The sequence below is a fragment of the Streptomyces sp. NPDC002004 genome (assembly GCF_053593975.1).
The window spans coordinates 151,579-171,982 of record NZ_JBSFDP010000012.1; the positions used below are offsets into that span (position 1 = coordinate 151,579).

Annotated in this window: 16 protein-coding genes; 6 read left to right on the top strand and 10 right to left on the bottom strand. The window is 68.8% G+C overall.

From position 1 onward, the window contains the following. Positions 1–559 precede the first annotated feature (559 nt). The 3 genes from ACWCP6_RS20270 (at position 560) to ACWCP6_RS20280 (ending at position 3,610) form a co-directional block, all read left to right on the top strand. Positions 560–1,606 carry an amino acid ABC transporter permease gene (locus tag ACWCP6_RS20270; RefSeq protein ID WP_450933838.1) on the top strand — a complete coding sequence of 349 codons (1,047 nt, stop codon included), beginning with the start codon at positions 560–562 and terminating at the stop codon, positions 1,604–1,606. 289 nt (positions 1,607–1,895) lie between these two features. Further along, positions 1,896–2,465 (top strand): winged helix-turn-helix domain-containing protein, encoded by a 570-nt coding sequence (locus ACWCP6_RS20275; RefSeq protein WP_450933839.1) that lies wholly within the window; start codon positions 1,896–1,898, stop codon positions 2,463–2,465. A 272-nt stretch (positions 2,466–2,737) separates the two neighbouring features. After that, positions 2,738–3,610 (top strand): SCO6745 family protein, encoded by an 873-nt coding sequence (locus ACWCP6_RS20280; RefSeq protein ID WP_450933840.1) that lies wholly within the window; start codon positions 2,738–2,740, stop codon positions 3,608–3,610. 86 nt (positions 3,611–3,696) lie between these two features. Here ACWCP6_RS20280 and infA read toward each other — a convergent pair whose 3' ends face one another. The 5 genes from infA to ACWCP6_RS20305 all read right to left on the bottom strand — a co-directional run bounded on the left by infA (position 3,697) and on the right by ACWCP6_RS20305 (position 10,101). After that, a complete protein-coding gene (gene infA / locus ACWCP6_RS20285; protein WP_450933841.1) occupies positions 3,697–3,921 on the bottom strand; it encodes a translation initiation factor IF-1 in 225 nt (74 codons plus the stop codon). A gap of 213 nt (positions 3,922–4,134) precedes the next feature. Then, the gene (locus tag ACWCP6_RS20290) at positions 4,135–4,932 is read right to left on the bottom strand and encodes a GNAT family N-acetyltransferase (RefSeq protein WP_450933842.1); all 798 of its coding nucleotides are present in this window, start codon (positions 4,930–4,932) and stop codon (positions 4,135–4,137) included. A gap of 322 nt (positions 4,933–5,254) precedes the next feature. After that, the gene (locus ACWCP6_RS20295) at positions 5,255–8,059 is read right to left on the bottom strand and encodes a M48 family metallopeptidase (protein WP_450933843.1); all 2,805 of its coding nucleotides are present in this window, start codon (positions 8,057–8,059) and stop codon (positions 5,255–5,257) included. A 71-nt stretch (positions 8,060–8,130) separates the two neighbouring features. Then, positions 8,131–8,631 carry a hypothetical protein gene (locus ACWCP6_RS20300; RefSeq protein WP_450933844.1) on the bottom strand — a complete coding sequence of 167 codons (501 nt, stop codon included), beginning with the start codon at positions 8,629–8,631 and terminating at the stop codon, positions 8,131–8,133. A gap of 999 nt (positions 8,632–9,630) precedes the next feature. Beyond that, the gene (locus ACWCP6_RS20305; RefSeq protein ID WP_450933845.1) at positions 9,631–10,101 is read right to left on the bottom strand and encodes an RICIN domain-containing protein; all 471 of its coding nucleotides are present in this window, start codon (positions 10,099–10,101) and stop codon (positions 9,631–9,633) included. Between the two features lie 541 nt (positions 10,102–10,642). Between ACWCP6_RS20305 and fxsT the strand changes: the two genes are divergently transcribed. After that, positions 10,643–12,931 (top strand): FxSxx-COOH system tetratricopeptide repeat protein, encoded by a 2,289-nt coding sequence (gene fxsT / locus ACWCP6_RS20310; RefSeq protein ID WP_450933846.1) that lies wholly within the window; start codon positions 10,643–10,645, stop codon positions 12,929–12,931. A gap of 279 nt (positions 12,932–13,210) precedes the next feature. Further along, the gene (locus tag ACWCP6_RS20315) at positions 13,211–13,711 is read left to right on the top strand and encodes a hypothetical protein (protein ID WP_450933847.1); all 501 of its coding nucleotides are present in this window, start codon (positions 13,211–13,213) and stop codon (positions 13,709–13,711) included. 265 nt (positions 13,712–13,976) lie between these two features. Here the strand turns inward: ACWCP6_RS20315 and ACWCP6_RS20320 are convergent, their stop codons facing one another. Genes ACWCP6_RS20320 through ACWCP6_RS20330 form a run of 3 tightly spaced genes read right to left on the bottom strand, consistent with a single transcriptional unit; the run spans position 13,977 to position 16,812 of the window. Then, the gene (locus ACWCP6_RS20320) at positions 13,977–15,449 is read right to left on the bottom strand and encodes an FAD-dependent monooxygenase (RefSeq protein WP_450933848.1); all 1,473 of its coding nucleotides are present in this window, start codon (positions 15,447–15,449) and stop codon (positions 13,977–13,979) included. 8 nt (positions 15,450–15,457) lie between these two features. Continuing rightward, on the bottom strand, positions 15,458–16,141 hold the full coding sequence (locus ACWCP6_RS20325) for a VC0807 family protein (RefSeq protein ID WP_450933849.1): 684 nt from the start codon (positions 16,139–16,141) through the stop codon (positions 15,458–15,460). 26 nt (positions 16,142–16,167) lie between these two features. After that, on the bottom strand, positions 16,168–16,812 hold the full coding sequence (locus tag ACWCP6_RS20330; protein WP_450933850.1) for a TetR/AcrR family transcriptional regulator: 645 nt from the start codon (positions 16,810–16,812) through the stop codon (positions 16,168–16,170). 289 nt (positions 16,813–17,101) lie between these two features. Here ACWCP6_RS20330 and ACWCP6_RS20335 point away from each other — a divergent pair, with 289 nt between their 5' ends. Then, a complete protein-coding gene (locus tag ACWCP6_RS20335; RefSeq protein WP_450933851.1) occupies positions 17,102–18,154 on the top strand; it encodes an aldo/keto reductase in 1,053 nt (350 codons plus the stop codon). Positions 18,155–18,578: 424 nt separating this feature from the next. Here the strand turns inward: ACWCP6_RS20335 and ACWCP6_RS20340 are convergent, their stop codons facing one another. Both ACWCP6_RS20340 and ACWCP6_RS20345 read right to left on the bottom strand, forming a co-directional pair. Continuing rightward, positions 18,579–19,352 (bottom strand): scabin-related ADP-ribosyltransferase, encoded by a 774-nt coding sequence (locus ACWCP6_RS20340; protein ID WP_450933852.1) that lies wholly within the window; start codon positions 19,350–19,352, stop codon positions 18,579–18,581. A gap of 445 nt (positions 19,353–19,797) precedes the next feature. Then, a partial coding sequence (locus ACWCP6_RS20345; RefSeq protein ID WP_450933853.1) for a hypothetical protein occupies positions 19,798–20,404 on the bottom strand: 607 nt, incomplete at its 5' end.

Sequence of the window (20,404 nt, forward strand, 5' to 3'; positions counted from 1 at the left end):
CGGGGCATGGGCCTCGGGCGAGGTCGGGCGGCGACAGCGCGGTCAGGTATCGCAGGCCCGGTCCGTACGCGGATTCAGCGTGTGTTCAGCGCATGCGTACGACGGTGCCGCGAAGGGAGGAACTCGGCCCACGACGGGATTACCGAGGGAGGGAAGGGCCGGTCAGACGGCCCGCTGCCGCGTCAGGCGCAACACGCTGCGGACCACACACGACCGAAGTCGATGTGGTCACGGGTGACCAGGTGCTGCTCGGCATTCATGCGAGTAATTGAGCAGTACATCTCGCTTCTCGTCAACCACTGCCCGGATGCCGGACCGGCGTTCTGCAGTTCATGTGGGTGGTTGACACATGCGCGTGGTACGCCCATACGATCGAGGACGGTCCGGCTCCGCCGCGCGCGACGCGGCAGCTGCACCGGCCGCGTTGAGGGACGCGGCGACCGTGATGACGCAAAGCCCACCACCGCCCGTGCCCGCACTGCGCCTGATCGGGATTCACCAACGCGCGCCGCCGGGTGGTCTCCGACGCCCGCGCCTCCCTCCCCTGGAGAGCATCCTGATGGTCTCGTCATCCGACATCGCCGATTCCTCCCGCGTCTCCGCAGCCGCCCCACACGCAGAACGCTCGGCAACCCCCGGCAGCACCTCGGGCCGCCCGAGTCCCGACGACGAGCTGCCACGGATCGTGCCCCGCCGGTATGTCGGCCGCCGGCTGACTGCTGCCGCGGCGCTGCTGGCCTTCGCGATGGTGGTCGACTCCGTCGTCCGCAACGACGCCTTCCAGTGGGACGTGGTCGGACGGTACTTCACCACCGCCGCCGTGCTCGACGGGCTGCTGCTCACCCTGTGGCTGACCGGCATCGTGATGGTGCTCGGCTTCCTGCTCGGCACTCCCCTGGCCGTGATGCGGATGTCCGCCAACCCGGTTCTGCGCGTGCTGAGTTGGGGCTACGTATGGATCTTCCGGTCCACCCCGCTGCTGGCACAGCTGCTGTTCTGGTTCAACATCGGTGCCCTCTACCCGACGCTCGGTCTCGGCATCCCCTACGGTCCTCAGTTCGTCACCGTCAAGACGGTCAACCTGCTCGGCCCCACCCTCACCGCAGTCATCGGCCTGACTCTGCACGAGGCCGCCTACGCCGCCGAGGTGGTCCGCGGCGGCATTCTCTCCGTGGACTCCGGCCAGACCGAGGCCGCCCAGGCTCTCGGCATCGGCAGGCGCCGCACCCTGCGCCGGATCGTCATTCCGCAGGCAATGCGCTCCGTCGTCCCCGCCGCGGGAAACATGCTGATCGGCACGCTGAAGGGCACCAGCATCGTCAGCGTGCTGGCCGTGCACGACCTGCTGTACTCGGTGCAACTGGTCTACAACCAGACCTACCAGGTCATCCCGCTGCTGATGGTCGCCACCCTCTGGTACATCGCCGTCACGACCGTCCTCGGCGCGGGACAGTATTACGTCGAGCGCCACTACGCGCGAGGATCCGCCCGCGCACTGCCGCCCACACCTCTGCAGAGGCACAGGGTCCGGCTGGCCGCGCTGCGCGCCGACCTGTCCAAAGCGACCGCGCCCAGCGCCCGCCGCGCGGTCGAGGGCGGCCGGTGAGCCCACCCGCCGTGTCGCCTTCCCCACATTCCCTATCGATTTGCTAGGGAAGTATTGACGGCCCGCCCCGGTGGTGCGCACGATGATGCACATGTCCCGCACGCAGCAACGACTCGTTCGTCGTCGGCATGTCGACTTTGGTCACGTCGTCAGCGCCGCCTGCTGTCGCGCGTAGGGCACGCGGCTCACTCGTCTCGCGTGCCAACTCCGCTCCTTCTCTCATCCCGGGTGATCAGGCGAACCCACTACTGCGCCTGACGGCCCGACGTACTCCCGAAGGACGACCGCCATGACCACGGCACTTCCGGCCCAGCCCACTTCATCGGATGCACCAGCCCTCGACGTGCGCCATCTGCGCCTCGTGGGCGACACCACCACGGGCGGCACCGGGGCACACGGCTCCGCATCCCTCGTCGGCTACCTTGTGCTCGTCCCCGAGGGCACCGACCCCACCCAGCTCTTCGCCAAGGGTGTGCCACGGCCGGAAATCCGACCGGTCGCATACACGGACTCACCTCGCGCGGAGGAGACAGGTGACGGTGTCTTCCGTGTCGATCACGCGCGACATGTCGCGGAACTGGACGGACGCGAACTCGATCTGACCTACCTGGAGTTCGGGCTGCTGGCCCATCTCGTTGAGCATCCCCAGCAGGTGCACTCGCGGGAGCAGCTGATGGCCGGCATCTGGGGCTACGACCACATCGGCGACGGCCGCACCGTGGATGTCCACATCGCGCGGCTGCGCCGCAAGCTGGGCAGGGCTCACCGGCACCGGATCGTCACCGTACGGCGCGTGGGCTACAAGTACGTGCCCGACCAGCAAGAGAGCCCCGACACCACAGCCTCCCACCGACCCTGAGGAGATCACCGCCATGGGCGTTGCCACTCCTCCCTCCGGACCCGCCAAGGAATTCGACCGGACCGGGCCCGGCATGTGCACTGGCCGCGGTTCGTGGCGCGCGCGGCGCTGACTCCAGGCCGACTGCCATGAGGTGATGTCGAGTCTTCGCCGCTGCAAGCCCCGACGTTCCCTCTCGGTATGCCTGTCCGGACACCGAACTCGCTGTGAATGCCCAGGGCTTGGGCTGGAAAGACCCGTGCGGCGGTGCGGCCGTCTGAGACGATGCCCCCGTGGAAGCAGCATTCGCCCGTGCGGTCTGGCAGGTTCTGGAACCCCTGCATGCGGTCACGTACTTCGCGCCTGAGAGTCGCGAGGCCAACCGCGAGGTCGGCCTGCGCGGGTTCTGGATGGGCTACTTCGCAGCCCGGGTCGCACCGCTGGGGGCGGTGACGGCGGGTGTGGTGGAGGCGGCCTTCTTCGGCTTCCACCCTGCCATGGTGCGACGCTCGATCCCCGACGCATGGGGATTCGCCACACCCGAGGCCGTGCTCCGCGCCCGCGCCGAGGCGGCCACCGCAGCACTGCGCCGCATCGCGCCGTCGGCGGCGGATACGGCGGCGAAGGTCGTCCCCCTGTTGGAACGAGCGATTGCCGTTGCGGATGGCGCCGGGCGCCCCTTGTTCGCCGCAAACCGTGGTCTGCCCGCGTCGGAGAACCCGGTCGGCGCCCTCTGGCAGGCCGCCACCACGCTGCGCGAGCACCGTGGTGACGGCCATGTCGCCGTGCTGACCGCCGAGGGCTTGGACGGCTGCGAGGCTCTCGTACTCTTCGCCGCAGGGGAAGGCGTGCCCGCTGCGGTACTGCGGGACAACCGTGGCTGGTCCGAGGAGGACTGGCAGGCCGCTGCGGACCGCCTCACCGCACGGGGACTACTGAGCGGCAGCGGACACCCCACCGCCGAGGGACACGGCCTGCGCGCCCATATCGAGGTGCGCACCGATGCCCTGGCCGTCCGGCCCTACCGCGCAGTCACTCACACCGAGGCCAACCAGCTCCTCGACCTGCTCAGCCTTGCCGCGGACCAGGTCCTCACCTCCGGCACCATTCCCTTTCCCAACCCCATGGGTCTTCCGGCCCCACAGCAATCGCCGGGCAGTTCCTGATCAGTTGACCCGTCCGGGCGGCGGTGGGGTCAGCGCCGGTTTGCTGTCGGCCGTCCCTGGGCCGAATCGGCACGTCCCAGGCGCCGCTACGACCGGTATCGGTAGATGACCCGGCCGCGGGTGAGGTCGTACGGGCTGAGCTCCACGAGCACTCGGTCGTACGGCAGGATTTTGATGTAGTTCTTCCGAATCTTCCCGCTGATGTGCGCGAGCACCGTGTGCCCATTCTGGAGCTCCACAGTGAAGGTGGCGTTGCGCAGGCACTCGACGACGGTGCCCTCGACTTCGATGCCTTTTGCTGTTCTTGTCACGTTCTCTCGTTTCTTCGGTCGGCGGCTGTCAGATCGGCACGGAGACGAATCCCGTCGGCGCACCGCAATCGCGATACCCAGGCACACGCAGCTGTTGCCGGCGGCCTGCCGAGCCCGGCCACCTTGTGCATGCGGAACCGATGCCGGCGCATCGGGTGACCTGTATCACCCGTACTCCGGCCTCGGTCCGGTCGGGCGGTGAATGATGGGGCGTCAGCGGCACACCAACTCCAGGTTGCTGCCCGCGCGCTGGGCGCCGATGCCGTCGAGCAGTGCCGTCGCTGCCTGGTTGGATTCGTCCACTTCGGCCACTGCGGTTTCGATCCCGGTGCGGTGCAGCGAACCCAGTGCGTGAGCCAGCAGCGCCCGGGCGGCGCCACGGCGCCGATGGTCGGCCCGGACTGCGATCAGCCCGATCCGCGGCAGTCGGGGCACCGGCGCGATCCGGACCAGGCCCACGTACTGGTCGGACGCCGCTGCCACCGCGTACTTCGACGGGTCCACCAGGGTGACCCCATGCGGGCGCGGCAATACCTCGGCCGGCATCGTCTGCCATCCGACGGTGGCCTCGACCTCCTCCCGAATGGCGCGGTCCAACGCGCGCAGAGGGCCTTCCTCCGTTTCCCCCGCGGGCACGATCGTCACGCCCGATGGCGGCTGCACCACGTCGAGCCCCGTGGCCCGCGGGTCGGTGCACACGCGGTACTCCCACTCGCGGCGTCGGGTGGTGAAGCCTACCCGCTCCCAGCTCGATCGCATATCGCGGTCAGCCTCGTCGACCACCGTGTACAGGGGCCGGGGCAGGTGGGCCAGCATCGCATCGGCGAGTCGGCCGAAGGCTGCGCTGTGCCACGAATCGATGCTGATGAAGATCCGCCCGTCGGGCCTGTGTGCGACGTCGCCGCAGCCGACCACCTGGTCGTCGGCAAGAGCCTGCCATTCCTGTTCCGCGACCTGCGTGACCACCACCGGTTGCCCGGCCACGCCCGCAGTGAAATGCACAGTGTTCATAGGTGTCTGCCTTTCAGGAGAGCCTTGTGTTCAGGCACTCCCGGCGACACCTATGTCAGTCGCCCGACCGTGAAAGGAGCGAGGGGGGAGCGCCCATGGGACACAGCGTTCACGGGTCTCACCTCCTGATGACGGCTTCACGGTCACGTGCACGCTACCAGCCGCGGTCGTCGTGCCCAACGCCTTTTCCCGCGGGCGTCGGGCGCGGGGCGTCAAACCAGGAACTTTGGGGGCCGGCACGTGCTCGGCGGCGAGGCCGAGCACGAGCCGGTCGAAGCGGAGGGTGTCCTCGACGGCGAACGCCCGCGCAGGAACGCCGACCCTACTTGGTCCTCGAGGTGGCCGCCTTCTTGATGTCCTTGATCGCACTGCCGAGGTCGGGCATCCCTTCGGCGATCTCGTTGAGGGATGTGATGAAGAGCCGCTCACGCTCCCCTTTGGTCTTGTGCGGCTCACCCTTGGGCGGAAACATCGCCTCTTGGCAGCCGCTGGCCCCGTGATGCATCCGGCTCAGCGCATCCGACCAGGTTTTCTGCAGGTCATGGTCGGGGACAGGAAAGTAGTCCTGGGCTTCTTCGACCCGCTTGCGCAAGGTGCCGCAGGCACGGTTGAACGTCTTGTCGTCCACCGAGACCTTCCCGTTCCTCTTCGGCTTCTGGGCCTTGGTCTTCAGGATCGCGGCGTTCAGTTCCATCGAGGCGGCGAGGATCTGCTGTTCGTGCAGAGCCCCTCCCTGGTTCAGCCAGGACCAGGTCTGCCACGTGCGGATCTTGGGCGCCTTCGTCGCCGACGGGGTGCGGCCCGGCTCTGACCTGCCCGGCCCTGTCCTGTCCGGCTCGGAGTGCTCCTGCCGGGGCTGGGCCACGACGGGCGAGGAGGATGCCTGAGTGCTCGTCACGGCGGTCAGCACCAGAGCGGGTACGCCGAGCACGAGGACCGTACCTGCCTTCAGGAGTACCAGGCGCCGGCGGACCGGAACGGTCTGCGCAAGGACCGCAGGCACGTCCGATGCCGGCTGCCCCCGCAACCGGCGCACTGCCCATGCCAGGCCCGCACCCACCAGGGCCGCGCAGCCCGCGCCGATGACCGCGTTGGTGAGCGTGAGGACGGTGACGGCGCGGTCGACGGCCAGAGCCTGCCTGGGGTGCCCCTGGCAGACATCGAAGGCGGTGTTCAACGGCCCCAGGCAGCCATCGGCGGAGAAGAGCAGGAACACCCCGCCGTACGCCATCAGTTGGACCACCTGCGCGGCGATCAGCGCGCGCAACAACCAGTGCCGCCGGGAGAAGGCCGCCACAAGCGCGGCCGTCAGCAGACAGGCCGCCATCACCGTCACGATCACCCACCACACATGGACGATGAGAAAGGGTCCGACCCGCTCCTTGAACGTGACCGGCCTCTGGGCGTACATCACGTACGACGCCAGGGCCAGCCCCGCCCAGGACGCCAGACCCCCAGCAAGACCGGCACCGAGTGTCCGACGCGCCCGAAGACCTGCGCCCGCGCGCTGCAGTAGCAGAAGGACCATCGGCACTAGCCACATCAGGAGCGTCGTAACGCTGACCAGACTCTCGTTGTACAGCGTTGTCAGCATGGGCATGCCGACGGAGAGGGTCGACAGGTCCAGGCTGTAGTCCTGCCAATTGCCCGGGACCGATGTGGCGTAGGACTTGGCCAGCGCCCCACCCATGTCGCCGGCTCCCAAGGCGATGCGCTCGCCTCCCAGATGCCACCACAGCAGCCCGCCCCACAGCATCGCGGCAGTCACCAGCGCGCAGAGCACCGCGGCTGCCCGGCGCTGTCCCCGCTTCGGCAGGCCGAGGGCCAGGCGCAGGGTCTGGGACCACCACACCGCGGGCACGGCGGCGATGAACAGGAACGCCAGCAGATACTGGGGCTTCGGCAGCAGCCAGTCGAACCGGTACCGCCCGCTGCTCACGAATTCCCCCACCAGCAGGCCGCAGCCCAGCCAGACGCCTGCGAGCGCGCCGGACCCGGTAGGCCCGTCGGCCGTGCGCACGGTCCGTACGATCGGGAGGCCCAGGGCGATACAGACCACCGGGGCCGCCAGAGCGACCGTGAGCCAGAGGGCGGGGCTCCAGCTCAGGAGGGGCAGTGTCCCCAGCGATCCGTACAGGAGAGACGCCGAGACACCGGTCAGGAACATCTCCAGCCGGCTGACCCCGAGTAGGTGGCCGGCATCGCTGAGGGCTCGCCTGCGTTCGGCCCAGCCGGGGTGCGTCCGCAGCAGCGCGGTGAGCCGGTGCAGCAAGGGCGCCACAGCGCCCGACGGGTCGGGGCGGTTCCAGTTGGCGGGGTGCGCGCCCCACTCCACCGCTTGGCGGTCAGCTTGGAATTCACGTCGGCGCAGCAGGTCGGCCCGGGCCAGATGAACCAGTCCGGCCAGAAGGAGTCCGGCAAAGATGAAGGCCAGGAGTTCGGGCACAGCCCCGGGCCACCACGGTGAATCGGTGCCGGACAGGGCGAGGAAGAAGACCCGGCCGACCCAGACGAAGTCCGGCAGCAGGGCGAGAAGGACGAAGACCCGCCACAGGGCCGTGCCGGCGTAGGCGTAGTCCACATCACGGTGGTGCACGTGAGCGAGTTCGTGAAGGACGACGGCGCGGAAGCCCTCGGAGTCCGTACCGCGCCGGGCCAACAAGCCCGCGTGCAGGCACACGGTGTAGCTCCCGGTACGACCGTAGACGCTGGCACCAGAGGTCATCCGGGCCGAATCCACGCGGAAGCGGAGGTCCGAGCGGATTCCGGTGCGCTCGCGCAGCGCATCCAGCTCCGCCGCCAGTGTGCCGTCGGCATCAACCTCGGAGACCGGTACCAACCTGCGCTGCCGGTCACGCACTGTCGGCAGTAACCAGTACACCAGCCCCGCCACAGCGAGCAGCACGAAGGTCGCGATCAGGCCCCGGTACGACTCCGGCTGTTGGCCGAGGCACTTCATCAAGGCGTCCGGACGGCTCATGGTCGCCAGGAGATTGTCCGTATCGCTGCTTGCCGGGTCGAACCCTGCGGCCAACAGACAACCGGTGCCTTGCTTGTCGTCCCCCAGGTTGTCGATCCTGTCCAGGGTGCTGGAGAGCACGGTGTCGAGTATGGGGATGCTCGACACCGTCACGAGGATCATCAGGAGCGCGAAGCGGGCTCCGGTTCCGGTGACACTCCTCGGCGGATCGAAGGGTTTCACGCTACGGCGTCCGGCGCTTCGGGTGTGTCAGGTGCCTCGGGCCGCTCATGACGGCCCGTCGCGATCCGCGCCACGACACCGTCCGCCAGGGCCTCGGCCTCCCGGCGTTCGATGCCCCGCTCGGCCGCGCCCTCCAGGATGTGCCTCCGCACCAGCGCCAGTTCAGCGGGGGCCAACTCGATCAGTACCCGGTCCGATGCGGCCGGAGCACGGCGCAACAGCCTTCGGACCCCCGCCCGGCCGCGCGCCATCGCGCTCTCCGTAGCCACGTCAGCCGCGCGCCGGGCCGCCTGGTCGAGAACCAGCCAGACCACGGGGGTGACCAACGCGGCCACCTCGGCGTAGCCGAAACCGAGCGGTTCCCTGCTCCGTCCTTGCCGGGTGAGGATGCGGATGACCCGGTCGTCGTCGAACTTCCGCAAGCTGTCGACGAGCGGCAGCTCGTGCGCCGCGTGCTCCGCCACCACGTCGCGCACCAGATCGCGTACAAACACCATGAGGAACCCCCGTGTATAGCAAGCTCGTTGAATGTACTTAGCACGCTCCGCCGCAGGAGAGAGCGAGGAAATCCGTCATGTGCGAGTGCGGCCACGGCTCGCGTGATCCTCGGCGAGGGATGCGGTGGACGGCTGCCGGCGATCCGTCGTAATCGGGGGCGTGGGTGTCGATGCTCCGAAACCGACCGATCAACCGGTGCAGGGCGGCCGCGTCACGGGCGTTGTGCCGCAGTAGGGAGGCGAGGTTCGTGTCCCCGGCCAGGCGGAGGGCGCCGATGGCGAGATCGCGCCAGGTGGCCATGGCGGGAGGCGCCGTACCGGTTCGCAGCTGGGAAGTGTCCTCTGCGAACGTCACATCCCTGGCATGGTGCACGGCCTCGACCTTTTGACGATCACGATGTAGTGCGCGTCCCGGCCGGGCAGGTAATCGGCGTGCTCGCGCTGGGTGTGCAGGGGCGTCGCTGGTCACGACCAGAGCGGATCGGGCCGCACGCCAAGGCGTTCCAGGACAGAGGACGGGGCGTCAACAATCCACTCGCCGACTGCCAGCAGGGAGGTTACTCCGGCCAGAACCGCGCACGCGCTCAGCACGAGTACGACGACCGGAGCGTGTCGCACACCGCGGGGGGATCTCGTGGGTCGGGCAACTCGCCCAACCGCTCCAGCAGGCCCGGGATGTCCTCGAGCACGGCCGCCGGATGCCGGCGGAATTGGTCAGGGGCAGGCGGGATCGGCGATGACGCGTCGGCAGGCACGGCCTTCCACTCGGATCACGGGGCGTCGAGAACTCCGTGATCTTGGGAGCCCGGGCCTGTCACGTTCCCTGAACCAGCCGAACTGACCGACCATCACGATCCTGACGTCAAGCGACTACGCCGAAGCCCTGGGGTTGTACCTGGCACACGTGGTTACCGACAAGCGGCAAGGACACCGGTGTCTTCCGGGACGGCGGGCCGCCAGAGGGGACGGCCCGCCGCACTCACGGGGTCAGCCGATTCATCACACCGGGTCGATCACCCATCGGGACGCCGCCCCGATGGTGGACTGGAACACGACCTGGGCCCCAACCCTTCCGTTCGCGTCCAAGTACTTGCCGCTCTGGGTGTGCCTGATGGACTTCGCACTGCCGGACGTGGTCGTCCACTTCTGAAACTCGCCACCGTTGCACGGGAATGTGTAGACATCCGCGCCGTTTCCGTCGAGGCAGTGGCCTGATGCCGGGTTCCTGAAGATGCCGCCGCTGATCTGCCACACCTGCTTCGCGCTGCGGTCACAGGTGCCGAGGACGAGGTTTCCCTTGCCTCCCGAGATGTTCACCTGGAGACAGGAGTTGCTGCTGTTGCCGTTGATCACCTGGTAGTTCACCGGCGCCGCCTGCGCCGAGGTTGCGCCGCCGAGCAGCAGCGTCGAGCCGCATGCGATCGCCGCGCCCGCACCGGCGAGTCGAATGAGGTTTCTCTTGAGTTCCATGATTGATCCCCTCGAGTTCAGATTATTGGCGCGCCGCCTGTGGCACCGCCCGGTCATTCCGGTTCCCTGATGTGTGATGAGAAGGTGTTGCCCGGAACTGACAGCCGAAGCCGACGAACCGCAGACGGATGATGTCCTTGGCCGGCCCGAGATGGTGGTTCCAGGGCTTGGGCATCGGTTTTCGTCGTTGCACGGATGCCTCCGGCGACCGGCTTGTTGGGATTGGTCAGGACGACGCTCGCGTTCGTCACTGCCTGCAGCGGCGACCGAGACGCGTGGGAAGCCTTGCCGGGTTCTTGTTCGCCGTTGTCCCGTTGGTGTCGTAGTCCGAGATTGAGCGACAAGACGTGAGCTGTACTCCTTCGACGGTCGGGATGTGCTGCGGCACCTGTGCCGCCGTCTACGTTGAGGGGTGGCGCCGCTCGGGTGCGGCGGTCTCGGAGGAGCCCGGATCCGCTGGGCTCCCCCGCTGGATGAGCTACATTTTTGGACTCCGAAGTCCGGACGATTCCGGAGAGCGAGACGGGGGAAAGCGGCGAATATGAGGGGACCGAACTCGCCACAAAGCTGGTTTGTCAACCGGTTGCAGCGGTTGCGCACGTCCTCGGGGTCACCCACCCAGGCGCAGCTGCTGGCCTACGACGAGAACAAAGTCCTCACTCGGTCGTCGCTGTCGGACCTGCTGGCGGGCAAGTTCACAAAGCCGCCCCCGTGGGAGCGGGTCGCGGCCTACGTGACCGCATGCGTCCGCGCCGCGCACGCCGGTCGGATCGACCTCTCCTCCGAGGAAGAACTGGCGCGATTGCGGGGTGACCATGCCACGCTCACTGACCTGTTCGAGACCGCTGTCGGGGAGGTCCGCGCACCGGCGGCGCGTTTTCCGGGCTCGCGACCCCGTCCGGCGACCTATCGGCTGCCGCCGCGCAACACCAACTTCACCGGCCGCGACGCCACATTGCGGGAGTTACGCCAGCGCCTCACCTCGGGCAACGATGGCGCGATGCAGGTCGTGCACGGGCTGGGTGGTGTTGGCAAGACGCAGCTTGCGGTTGAGTACGCCTACCTCTACCGGTCGAAATACCGGTTCGTGGCGTTCGTGGACGCCGAGGATCCCGATCTGGTGGCGTCGCAGTTCGCATCGCTGGCCAGAGAGCTGGGACTGGCGGAGGTGAGCTCCGAGCAGGTCGTCCCACAGGTGTACGGCAAATTACTGGACCACAGGCCCTGGCTGATCATCTTCGACAACGGGGAGAGACCTGGCACGCTCGTGGACGCCCTGCCGTCGGGTGACCTGGGGAGCAACGGTCACGTCATCGTCACGACCAGGTTGCGCGGCTGGTCGAGCAGAGCCGGCGTCATCGACCTGGACGTGTTCACCAGGCGCGAGGCGGTGGAGCTGCTGGCCCGGCGGGTGTGCGGCATGACCACAGTGGTGGCGGACCGGATCGCCGAGCACCTGGGGGACCTGCCGCTGGCGCTGGAGCAGGCGGCCGGGTACATGGACTACAACCAGACTGCGCCTGAGGAGTACCTGGCTCTGCTGACGTCCCGGCTGGAGGACATGATCGCGCTGGGCGAGCTGGCGGACCGGCCGACGGTAGTGGTCGCAACACTGTGGCAGCTCAGCGTGCGAAGGCTGGAGATCGAGCAGCCGCAAGCGATACGGCTGCTGGAGCTGTGTGCCCTGCTGGCGCCGGAGCCGATCCCGCTGGACCTGTTCAGCGGCAGCACGGAAACACTCATTGCAGCCGCGGCCGACCCGGTGGCGTGGGACACGACGGTCGGTGCTCTGGCCGGCCTTGGGCTCGCGAGGCGCGGAGCCTCCTCACTTGTGCTGCACCGGCTGGTGCAGGCCGCCATCCGCGCCGCGATGCCGGACGACGTGCGCACCGACGCTCGGGTGCGACTGTGCCGTGCGCTGCTCGCGGCCGTGCCACACGACATCCACGGTGACCCTGATGCGCGATCGCGATGGCAAGAACTGCTCCCGCACGCGCTTGTGGTGACCAAGGACGAGCCGCCGACCGAGTGCGCTGCGGAGACGGCGGTGCTGCTGAGGCTGGCGTCGGCGTTCCTCCTTTCGGTCGGGGACCACCCGGTGGCACTGCCCCTGTGTGAGCGTGCCTTCGCGATCGACGAATCGCTCGAACAGAGGGATGCGGAAATCGGCTTCGACCTGATTACCTTGGCGCAGATCCACCGGGACCGCGGCGCGCCGGAGCGAGCGCTTCCGATGGCGGAACGTGCTCTGAGCCTGCACGAGTCCTGTCTCCCGGCGGATAGTCCCGCCATCGCGACGGACTTGGCCACCCTGGCACGAATCCGACACCTTCTCGGTGATCACGAGGCGGCGGTGCCATTGGCCGAGCGGGCGCTGCGGATCGACGAGGCAGCGTACGGGCCGGACGACCCGTACGTGAGCTTCGACTTGATAGCACTGGCGAGTGTCCACCTCGACCTGGAGGACCACGCCGTGGCCGTGCCGCTGATCTCTCGGGCGCTACGGATCCGCGAGGCCAGTTACGCGCCGGACCACCTGTACATCGGGTACGCCCTGCTGCTCAAGGCCCGAGCCGTGCACGCGTTGAACGACCCGACCGCAGCGAACCTCGCGCGCAGGGGCGCGCTGATCCTGAACACCCGGCTGGGCAAGACCCACCCCAAAACCGAGGATGCCTTCGCTCTGGCCAACTGTTTACTGAAACACGACAGCTGCCAAGGGCACGGCGAGGTCGTTGGGGTCCGGGAGGCCTACGACACGAAGGACGCGCCACCGATCAGGAGCACGCATCAGTCACGGCTGCCGAGCTCACATACGGCCGACCTGTGAGTCAGGTGACCGTCTGGGCGTGCCTGGCCATGCTCGACTTTCCTCCATCGCGGATTCTGGAACCGGCGTATCCCGACGGCACTCTTCGTGTGTGGGAACCCGTGACCTGATGGCAATGGGGTCACCACGGGACGGCTCCCCGTGCATGAGAACCATGTGCCGCGTTGAGTCCGGCGGTGCGCGCCAGGAGCGCCCGGTCACCCAACGGTGCGCAGACCGGGGCCGATGCCCTGAGGGTGATCCTGCCGATCCGGTACCGCCGGTGTCAGAGGAGAAGACTTGATCAACCACGCAGGTGTCCTCGGGACACTGACCGCTTTGCTGGGTGTCGCAGGCACTGCTTGTGCGGCCGGCACGCCAGCGGCCACGCCGGCATCCGGTGAACGCAACACCGTTGTGGCCGGCTGCTCCGTTGCGACAGACGGCAGCGCGGTGACCGTGCGTGATGGCGGCGATCTCGAGTGGGTGCTCAGTGGCACGGTCCGGGCGCGATGCGCTTCCCGTCCGGACAGGTACCTTCTGCAGGCGTCCCTGCAGCACAGGACGCACGGCAAATGGGCGACTCTGCCGCCCAGCGAGTACGAAGTAACGCCCTCCATCCGTGTCGACGACCCGACGGCCGTCTCGCGCAGGAAGGGGGAAAGTTACGAGGTCTCTGCCGAGTGCGTCCCGGGAACCTACCGGATCCGCTACAAGGCCGATGTGACCCAGGGCGGAACGACACGGACCACCGGGAGCGTCGCTACCACGCCCGTGGTCATCAAACACTGCGACGCGTGACACACCTGTGCAGGCCTGCAGCGCAGGAGCCGCCACCCGGCCCCTCGGGCGTTGGGTTGGGGCAGCGGCCGCCACCTTAAACAGCCGGCGGCCTCACCCGTTCCGCCGGCCGGCGCTGCACCGGTGGCTGACGCGCCATGGCTCCTGATCCACGGCTACGAAGCGCGAGAGCGGCGAGGCTCATCGAGCCTGTGCCGCTCCTGGAGGCCATGTGTATGGAGAACGGCAACTGGGCCCTATGCCCAAGTAGTGATCCGATCCGGCGTCACGCGCACGCTTTTTGGCTCCGCGCACCGAACCAACGGACGAGAGCGGCGCGCAGACCGGCTGCGTCGTCCTCCGGGCCGGCCCAGCAGACATGCCCGTCCGGGCGGACCAGCAACGCCTCGCTGCCGTCGGCCGCGGACCTGCCGTCACGACGGTCGACCCGGTCCGCCCATCCGCCCACCGCGGCAGCGGCTGCCGACGTGGCGCCGGCCAGCAGGGCTCCGCGGCCGGACGGCAGGGGGACGTCGGGCGCCCGCACCCCCAGCAGCGGGTGGTCCGGCGCCCCGGGCATCGGGTAGCAGATGTCCGTCCCGGCGATCATGGCGGCGACCCGGCGGTTGGACTCCGGTATGGCGAGCAGGTCGGCGAGCAACTCGCGCACCACCACGGCATCCGGGTCGGGGAGCGTCAGCACCATCTGCGCACGGGTGTTGGCCAGTACCCGGGCGCCGACCGGGTGCCGCTCGGCGTGATAGGTGTCCAGCAACCCGTACGGGGCTCGCCCTTGGGCCACGGCGGCCAGTTTCCAGCCCAGGTTGAACGCGTCCTGCATGCCGAGGTTGAGGCCCTGCCCGCCTGCGGGGGCGTGGATGTGGGCGGCGTCACCGGCCAGCAGCACTCGGCCTTCGGCGTACCGCTCAACCTGCCGGGAGGCGTCGGTGAAGCGGGACGCCCAGCGGACGGCACGCAGTTCGTGCGGCGGGCCTGGACAGCGGGACAGTGCCGCACGCACCTCGTCCTCGGTGACCGGAGCCTCACGGCTCACGCCCTGCTGCTCGGGGCCGGCGAAGATCAGCCGGTGCACTCCCTCGCCGAGCGGAAGCAGGAAAGCGAAGCCCGCGGGGTCAGGGCTGAGGTCGGGGAGGCGCCATGGCTCGCCGAGGACGTCGGGTTCGGCCTCCGCGAGAGCGAGTTCGATGTCGGCGACGGCCATGTTGACGCGGCCGTCCCGCCCCGGGAAGGGCACGCCCAGGACGCGGCGTACGGTGCTGCGCCCACCATCGGCGCCCACCAGGTACCCGGACCGCACGGTGCGCTCGGCGCCGTCCGGTGCGCGGAGGGTGGTGGTGACCCCGTCCATGTCCTGCCGGAACGACACCAACTCCCGGCCCCGGAGCACCTGGACACCGTATTCGGCGAGATGGTCCTCCAGGAACTCCTCGACGCGGGCCTGTGGGATGCCGACCTGGTGCGGGAACGCGGTGTCCAGTGCACCGTAGTCGAGTGGCAGCCCGGCGAAGTGGCCGGAGGGAAGGAGTGCCAGCGACCGGTGCAGGACCGGCTCCAGCCAGCCTCTACAGTGCAGAATCTCGGCGGTGCGCGGCTGCAGGTTGAGCGCTTTGGACTGGCCGGTCCGGTGGGGCAGCCGCTCCGCGACGACCGCCCGTACCCCTGCCAGGCCCAGCTCGTTGGCGAGCAGCAGGCCGGTAGGACCCGCTCCCGTGATCAGTACCTCGACCCCGGCGTCCATCGTTCTCCCTAGAGCTTCAGGCCGTGCCGGGTGAGGTACCAGTTGTGGAACGCGATCAGCCCGCCGAGCAGGCTCAGCCAGAGCACGGTGCTGGTGAGCGGGAAGGTGTCCACCGGGATCGTGTACGCGAGCGCGATGCGCAGCACCGCATCGAGGAGGAAGACCGCGCCCCACACACCCGTGAGCAGTCGCAGGTGGTGACGGAACATCGGCTCCGTGTCCCACCGTGCCTCCCAGGCGGCGAGTCCGTCCTCGCCGACCTTGGCGATGACGATGCCGCGTGAGGTCGTCATGATGAACGGCCGCCGGGTGAGCAGCGTGCCGAGGACCCAGAGCCCGATCGTGGCGGTCAGCCAGCTGTCCCTGATCATCAGCACGCGTGGGCTTGCAGTGATCAGGGACAGCAGTGTTCCGATCACCACCAGGCTCAGCGTGAAGACTGCCATCGCCTCCACGCGCCGGTGCCGCACGATCCCGTAGCCGAGCCACGGCAGCAGTAACAAGCCGCCGGCGATCATCGAGAGCCATTGGCCGGCGCCGGCCGCGCGCAGCCCGTAGTAGGAGCCGAGCGGGAGGGCGAGCTCGAAGAGCAGCTGCGCGGCGAGCCGTCGCCGCAGCGCGGCGGTGCGGCGACGGGCCGGCGTCGCGGCGGCCCGGTCCGTGCCGGTCTGTGGTGCCGGATGCATTGCCATGGTGTGTTCCCCCGTGTCCGCTGCGGTCATGACGTGTTCCTGGTGGCGCGGTCGAACAAGTCCGCCAGCTCCCGGCCGGCGGCCCGCACATCGAGTTCGGGTTCGTGGGTGGCGCGGCGCACCACGTCGTCGATGGCGGCGCGGACCGCCCGCATCATCACCCAGGGGTCGAAGTCACAGAACTCCCCTGCACGCTGCCCCTTGCGGATCTGTTCCACCTGGACGGCGAGGCTCGCCTCTGTCGTCTCGAGGAAGGCGACCATGCCGGGCTCGCCGCTGCGGAGGTTGGCGAGGATCTCGACGATCGCCGCGAGATGGTTCGGGTACTCGGCGAGCAGGTCGAGGTTGCCCTCGATGGAGGCACGCAGGCGGGCCGCGTAGCTCTCGTGCGCCTCGATGCGGGGGCGGATGTAGCCGTCTGCCAGCCGCATCACCTCGGAGACGACCTCGCGCATCAGGTCGTCCCGCCCGTCGAAGTGGTAGGAGATCATCCCGGTGCTGCTCAGCCCGGCACGCTCGGCGATCTTCGCGAACGAGGCCCGGTGGTATCCGACCTCGGCGATGACGTCGATCGCCGCGGCGGCGATCTGGGCGCGGCGCCCCGTCTCGGTGAACGAGGGCCTGGTCCTGCGCCCTGGTGCTTGCTTGCCCGTGCCATTTCTTGCTTGCATGAGCAAGACGATAGCGAGGGCTTGCTCACCCAAGCAAGACGATGCCCCCGGACGGCTCGCACCGGACAGGCCACCGACCCCGCGGTGGGCGCGGCCGTGGCGGTGCCGCTCGGCCCGTGGACGGAATTCCGCCGCAAGCGGCAGGTGCTGATCGCGAGGGGGCAGTGACCGCCTCGGCGCAACGGACAACGCGGCTCGACGGAGCCCCCCATGCCCTTGCCCTCGCGTGCACTCCAAGTCCTAGGCTGACGCTCCCAACCCGCCCCCACCACCTGCGAGGAGCACCCTCATGCGCTACCGAGTCCTCGGCAAGACCGGCATCGAGGTCAGCACCCACTGCCTCGGGACGATGATGTTCGGTGCCGTCGGCAATTCCGACCACGAGGACAGCGCACGCATCATCCACGCCGCGCTCGACGCCGGCATCAACTTCGTGGACACCGCCGACATGTACTCGGCCGGTGAATGCGAGGAGATCGTCGGCAAGGCCCTCAAGGGCAGACGCGACGACGTCGTACTCGCCACGAAGGTGCACTTTCCGCTGGGAGAGGGTCGCAACCGCAGCGGCAACTCGCGCCGTTGGATCCTCAAAGCCGTCGAGGACAGCCTGCGGCGCCTGGACACGGACCGGATCGACCTCTACCAGGTGCACCGTCCCGACCACACCACCGACATCGAGGAGACCCTTTCCGTCCTCAGCGACCTGGTGAGGGCAGGCAAGATCCGGACGTTCGGCTGCTCCACGTTCCCCGCCGAGGACCTCGTCGAGGCCCACCATGTGGCGGAGCGGCGCGGACTGATGCGACTGCGCACGGAGCAGCCGCCGTACTCGGTTCTCGCGCGCGGCATAGAACGGTCCGTGCTGCCCACCGCGCAGCGCCTGGGCATGGGAGTGCTGACCTGGGCACCGCTCGCCTCGGGGTTTCTGTCCGGCGCCTATCGCGAGGGCCGGCCCGTCGACCTCACCACCGGCCGCGCCAAGCTCACTCCGCACCGTTTCGACCCCGCAGTCCCGGGCAACGCCGCGAAGCTCGCGGCCGTCGAGCAACTGGTCGCTCTCGCCGAGGAGGTGGGCTGCACCCTGCCGGAACTGGCCGTCGCCTTCCCGCTGGTGCATCCGGCCGTCACGTCGGTGATCGTCGGTCCGCGCACCATGGAGCAGCTCGCCTCACTGCTCAAGGGCGCCGACCTGCTGCTCGACGACGCGGTGCTCGACCGTATCGACGAGATCGTGGCACCTGGCACCGATCTCTATCAGGCCGACGGTGTCTGGCAGCCGCCGTCGATCACCGAGCGGGCGTGGCGCAGGCGCCCGGCCGGGGAGCGGGCGGCCGCGGACTGAGCCGTGCCGTCCGAGGTCCGGGGCATCACACCGGTGCAGGACAGGTATGGCATACGGCATCGCTCGCAAGGCACTGCGCCTGCACGGCGCCTGGCGCGCCCGCCACCCCCGGCGGCCGGGTCGCCCCCGGCGCCGTAGAGGTCTCGTCGTCCAGGACGCACGATGCCCTCGCCCGGCACACCACCGGGTCGAGGGCCCCGTCATCTCCCGCCCCACTCGCCGACCCACGCGGAAATGGACTCCCGCTGCCGCCGGCGCAACATGGCGCGTGACGCCATGTTGCGCCGACGTGGGACGGCATGACCGGGCGGCTCGGTGAACCCCATGGCCCGGTCTGCCGCCACCGACTGACGAGGCATCAGAGCGACCCACGCAGCCCGCAGCGCCAACGCCGGAGCCCCATCCGATCGCTCGCCTTCCCCGGCTACCTCTTGAAGTTCTTGTTGGCGGTGTACTTTCCGAGGGATCCGTCCGGCTTCACCTCCCAGACGCCCTTGATGTATTCGGGACGGACCCCGCCGGGGAAGGCGATTTCGTCCTCGTGGGAGAAGGGACTGTCGGGGCCGAACGTCTGATTGATGTCGATGCCACCAGGCGCATCGATGTCGTAGACGTACTTGGCACCCCACTTGCTGGCGAACGCTTCATTGTTGGTGGTGCCGACGAAGGCGGAATGCTCACTCTTGTTCACGTAGCTGTCCAGGTCCGGGTTGTACGGATCCTGCGGCGCGAAGCCTTGGTTGAAGATGACGCTCGGCGGGCGGGTGTCATTGCGGTAGAGCTGTTCATGAGACTCACGCCAGGTCACATGGCCCTGGCCGTCGATGCTCTCCTGAATCGCTTCCACGTCGACGTCCGGGTCGAGCGCCACCTCGGGATGGGGATTGGGTTCCGGCCCGTCGCTCCTGTTGGCGTCGTCGTCGTGGTCGTTGTTGTTCTGGTCGTTGTCGTGGTCGTTGTTGTCCTGCGGTCCGGCAACCGAGCAGGCGACGGCATTCTCGGCCTGCTGGTAGGTGTCGTAGCCGGAGATCACGGCACTGCTCGCGGCCATGGCGGCGTCGGCAAGGGCGCCAAGACCGGACTCCGAGTTCTCCAGGCCCGCGCCACCAGCCCCATCGCCCGGGCCGACCGCGAGGATCACCCGGCCGTCGGAGCCGAAGGCACCGGCATTGAGGCCGTTGGCGTTACAGTCCTTCACCGTCTCGGGCTGCTCGGGACCCTTGGGACCCTCAGGGTCCTCGGGATTCTGGGGCTCGGGGTTGCCAGGCTGTGCCGGCTGCGCGGTGGGCCGGCCACCAGAGCTCGAGCCCTCGGACGATCCGCCCGATGAACCACCACTACTGCTGCCGCCGCTCGATCCACCGGAACCCGTACCACCGATCAGACCCCCGTCGGTAACGCCGCCGGTCCCGCCACTGCTGCCACCGGTCAGACCACCGGAACCCGTACCACCGATCAGACCTCCGTCGGTAACGCCGCCGGTCCCGCCACTGCTGCCACCGCTCGAACCACCGGACCCGCCCGATCCACCGGATGAACCGCCGCTGCCTCCGCCCGACGAACCACCGGACGTGCCGCCGGACGATCCGCCACTCGATCCGCCGGATCCACCGGAACCACCGGAGTTTGAGCCGCCGCCGCTGCTACCACCGCTCGAACCACCGGATCCACCTGATCCACCGGAACCACCGGAAGAGCCGCCACTGTCTCCGCCCGACGAACCACCGGACGTACCGCCGGATGAGCCACCGCTCGACCCGCCATCCGATCCGCCATCCGATCCGCCGGATCCACCAGAGTGAGAACCGCCGCCGCTGCTGCCACCGCTCGAACCACCGGATCCACCCGAAGCGCCGCCGCTCGATCCGCCGTTGTCGCCGCCGGATGTGCCACCGGAGGCCGCGCCTCCGTCGGTACCGCCGCTGTCGCCTCCTGTCGAGCCTCCCGAAGCAGATCCACCCGAGCCGGAACCACCTGAGCCGGAACCACCGTCGGTACCGCCGCCGCCGTCCCCGCCATTGCTTCCGCCCGAGTCGCCACCACTCGAACCACCAGATCCTGAACCACCCGAGCTTGAACCGCCGGAGCTGGAGCCACCTGAGCCACCGGATCCACCGGATCCACCCGAGGCCGAACCACCGCTCGATCCGCCGTCGTCGCCGCCGGATGTGCCACCGGAGGCCGCGCCTCCGTCGGTACCGCCGCTGTCGCCTCCTGTCGAGCCTCCCGAAGCAGATCCACCCGAGCCGG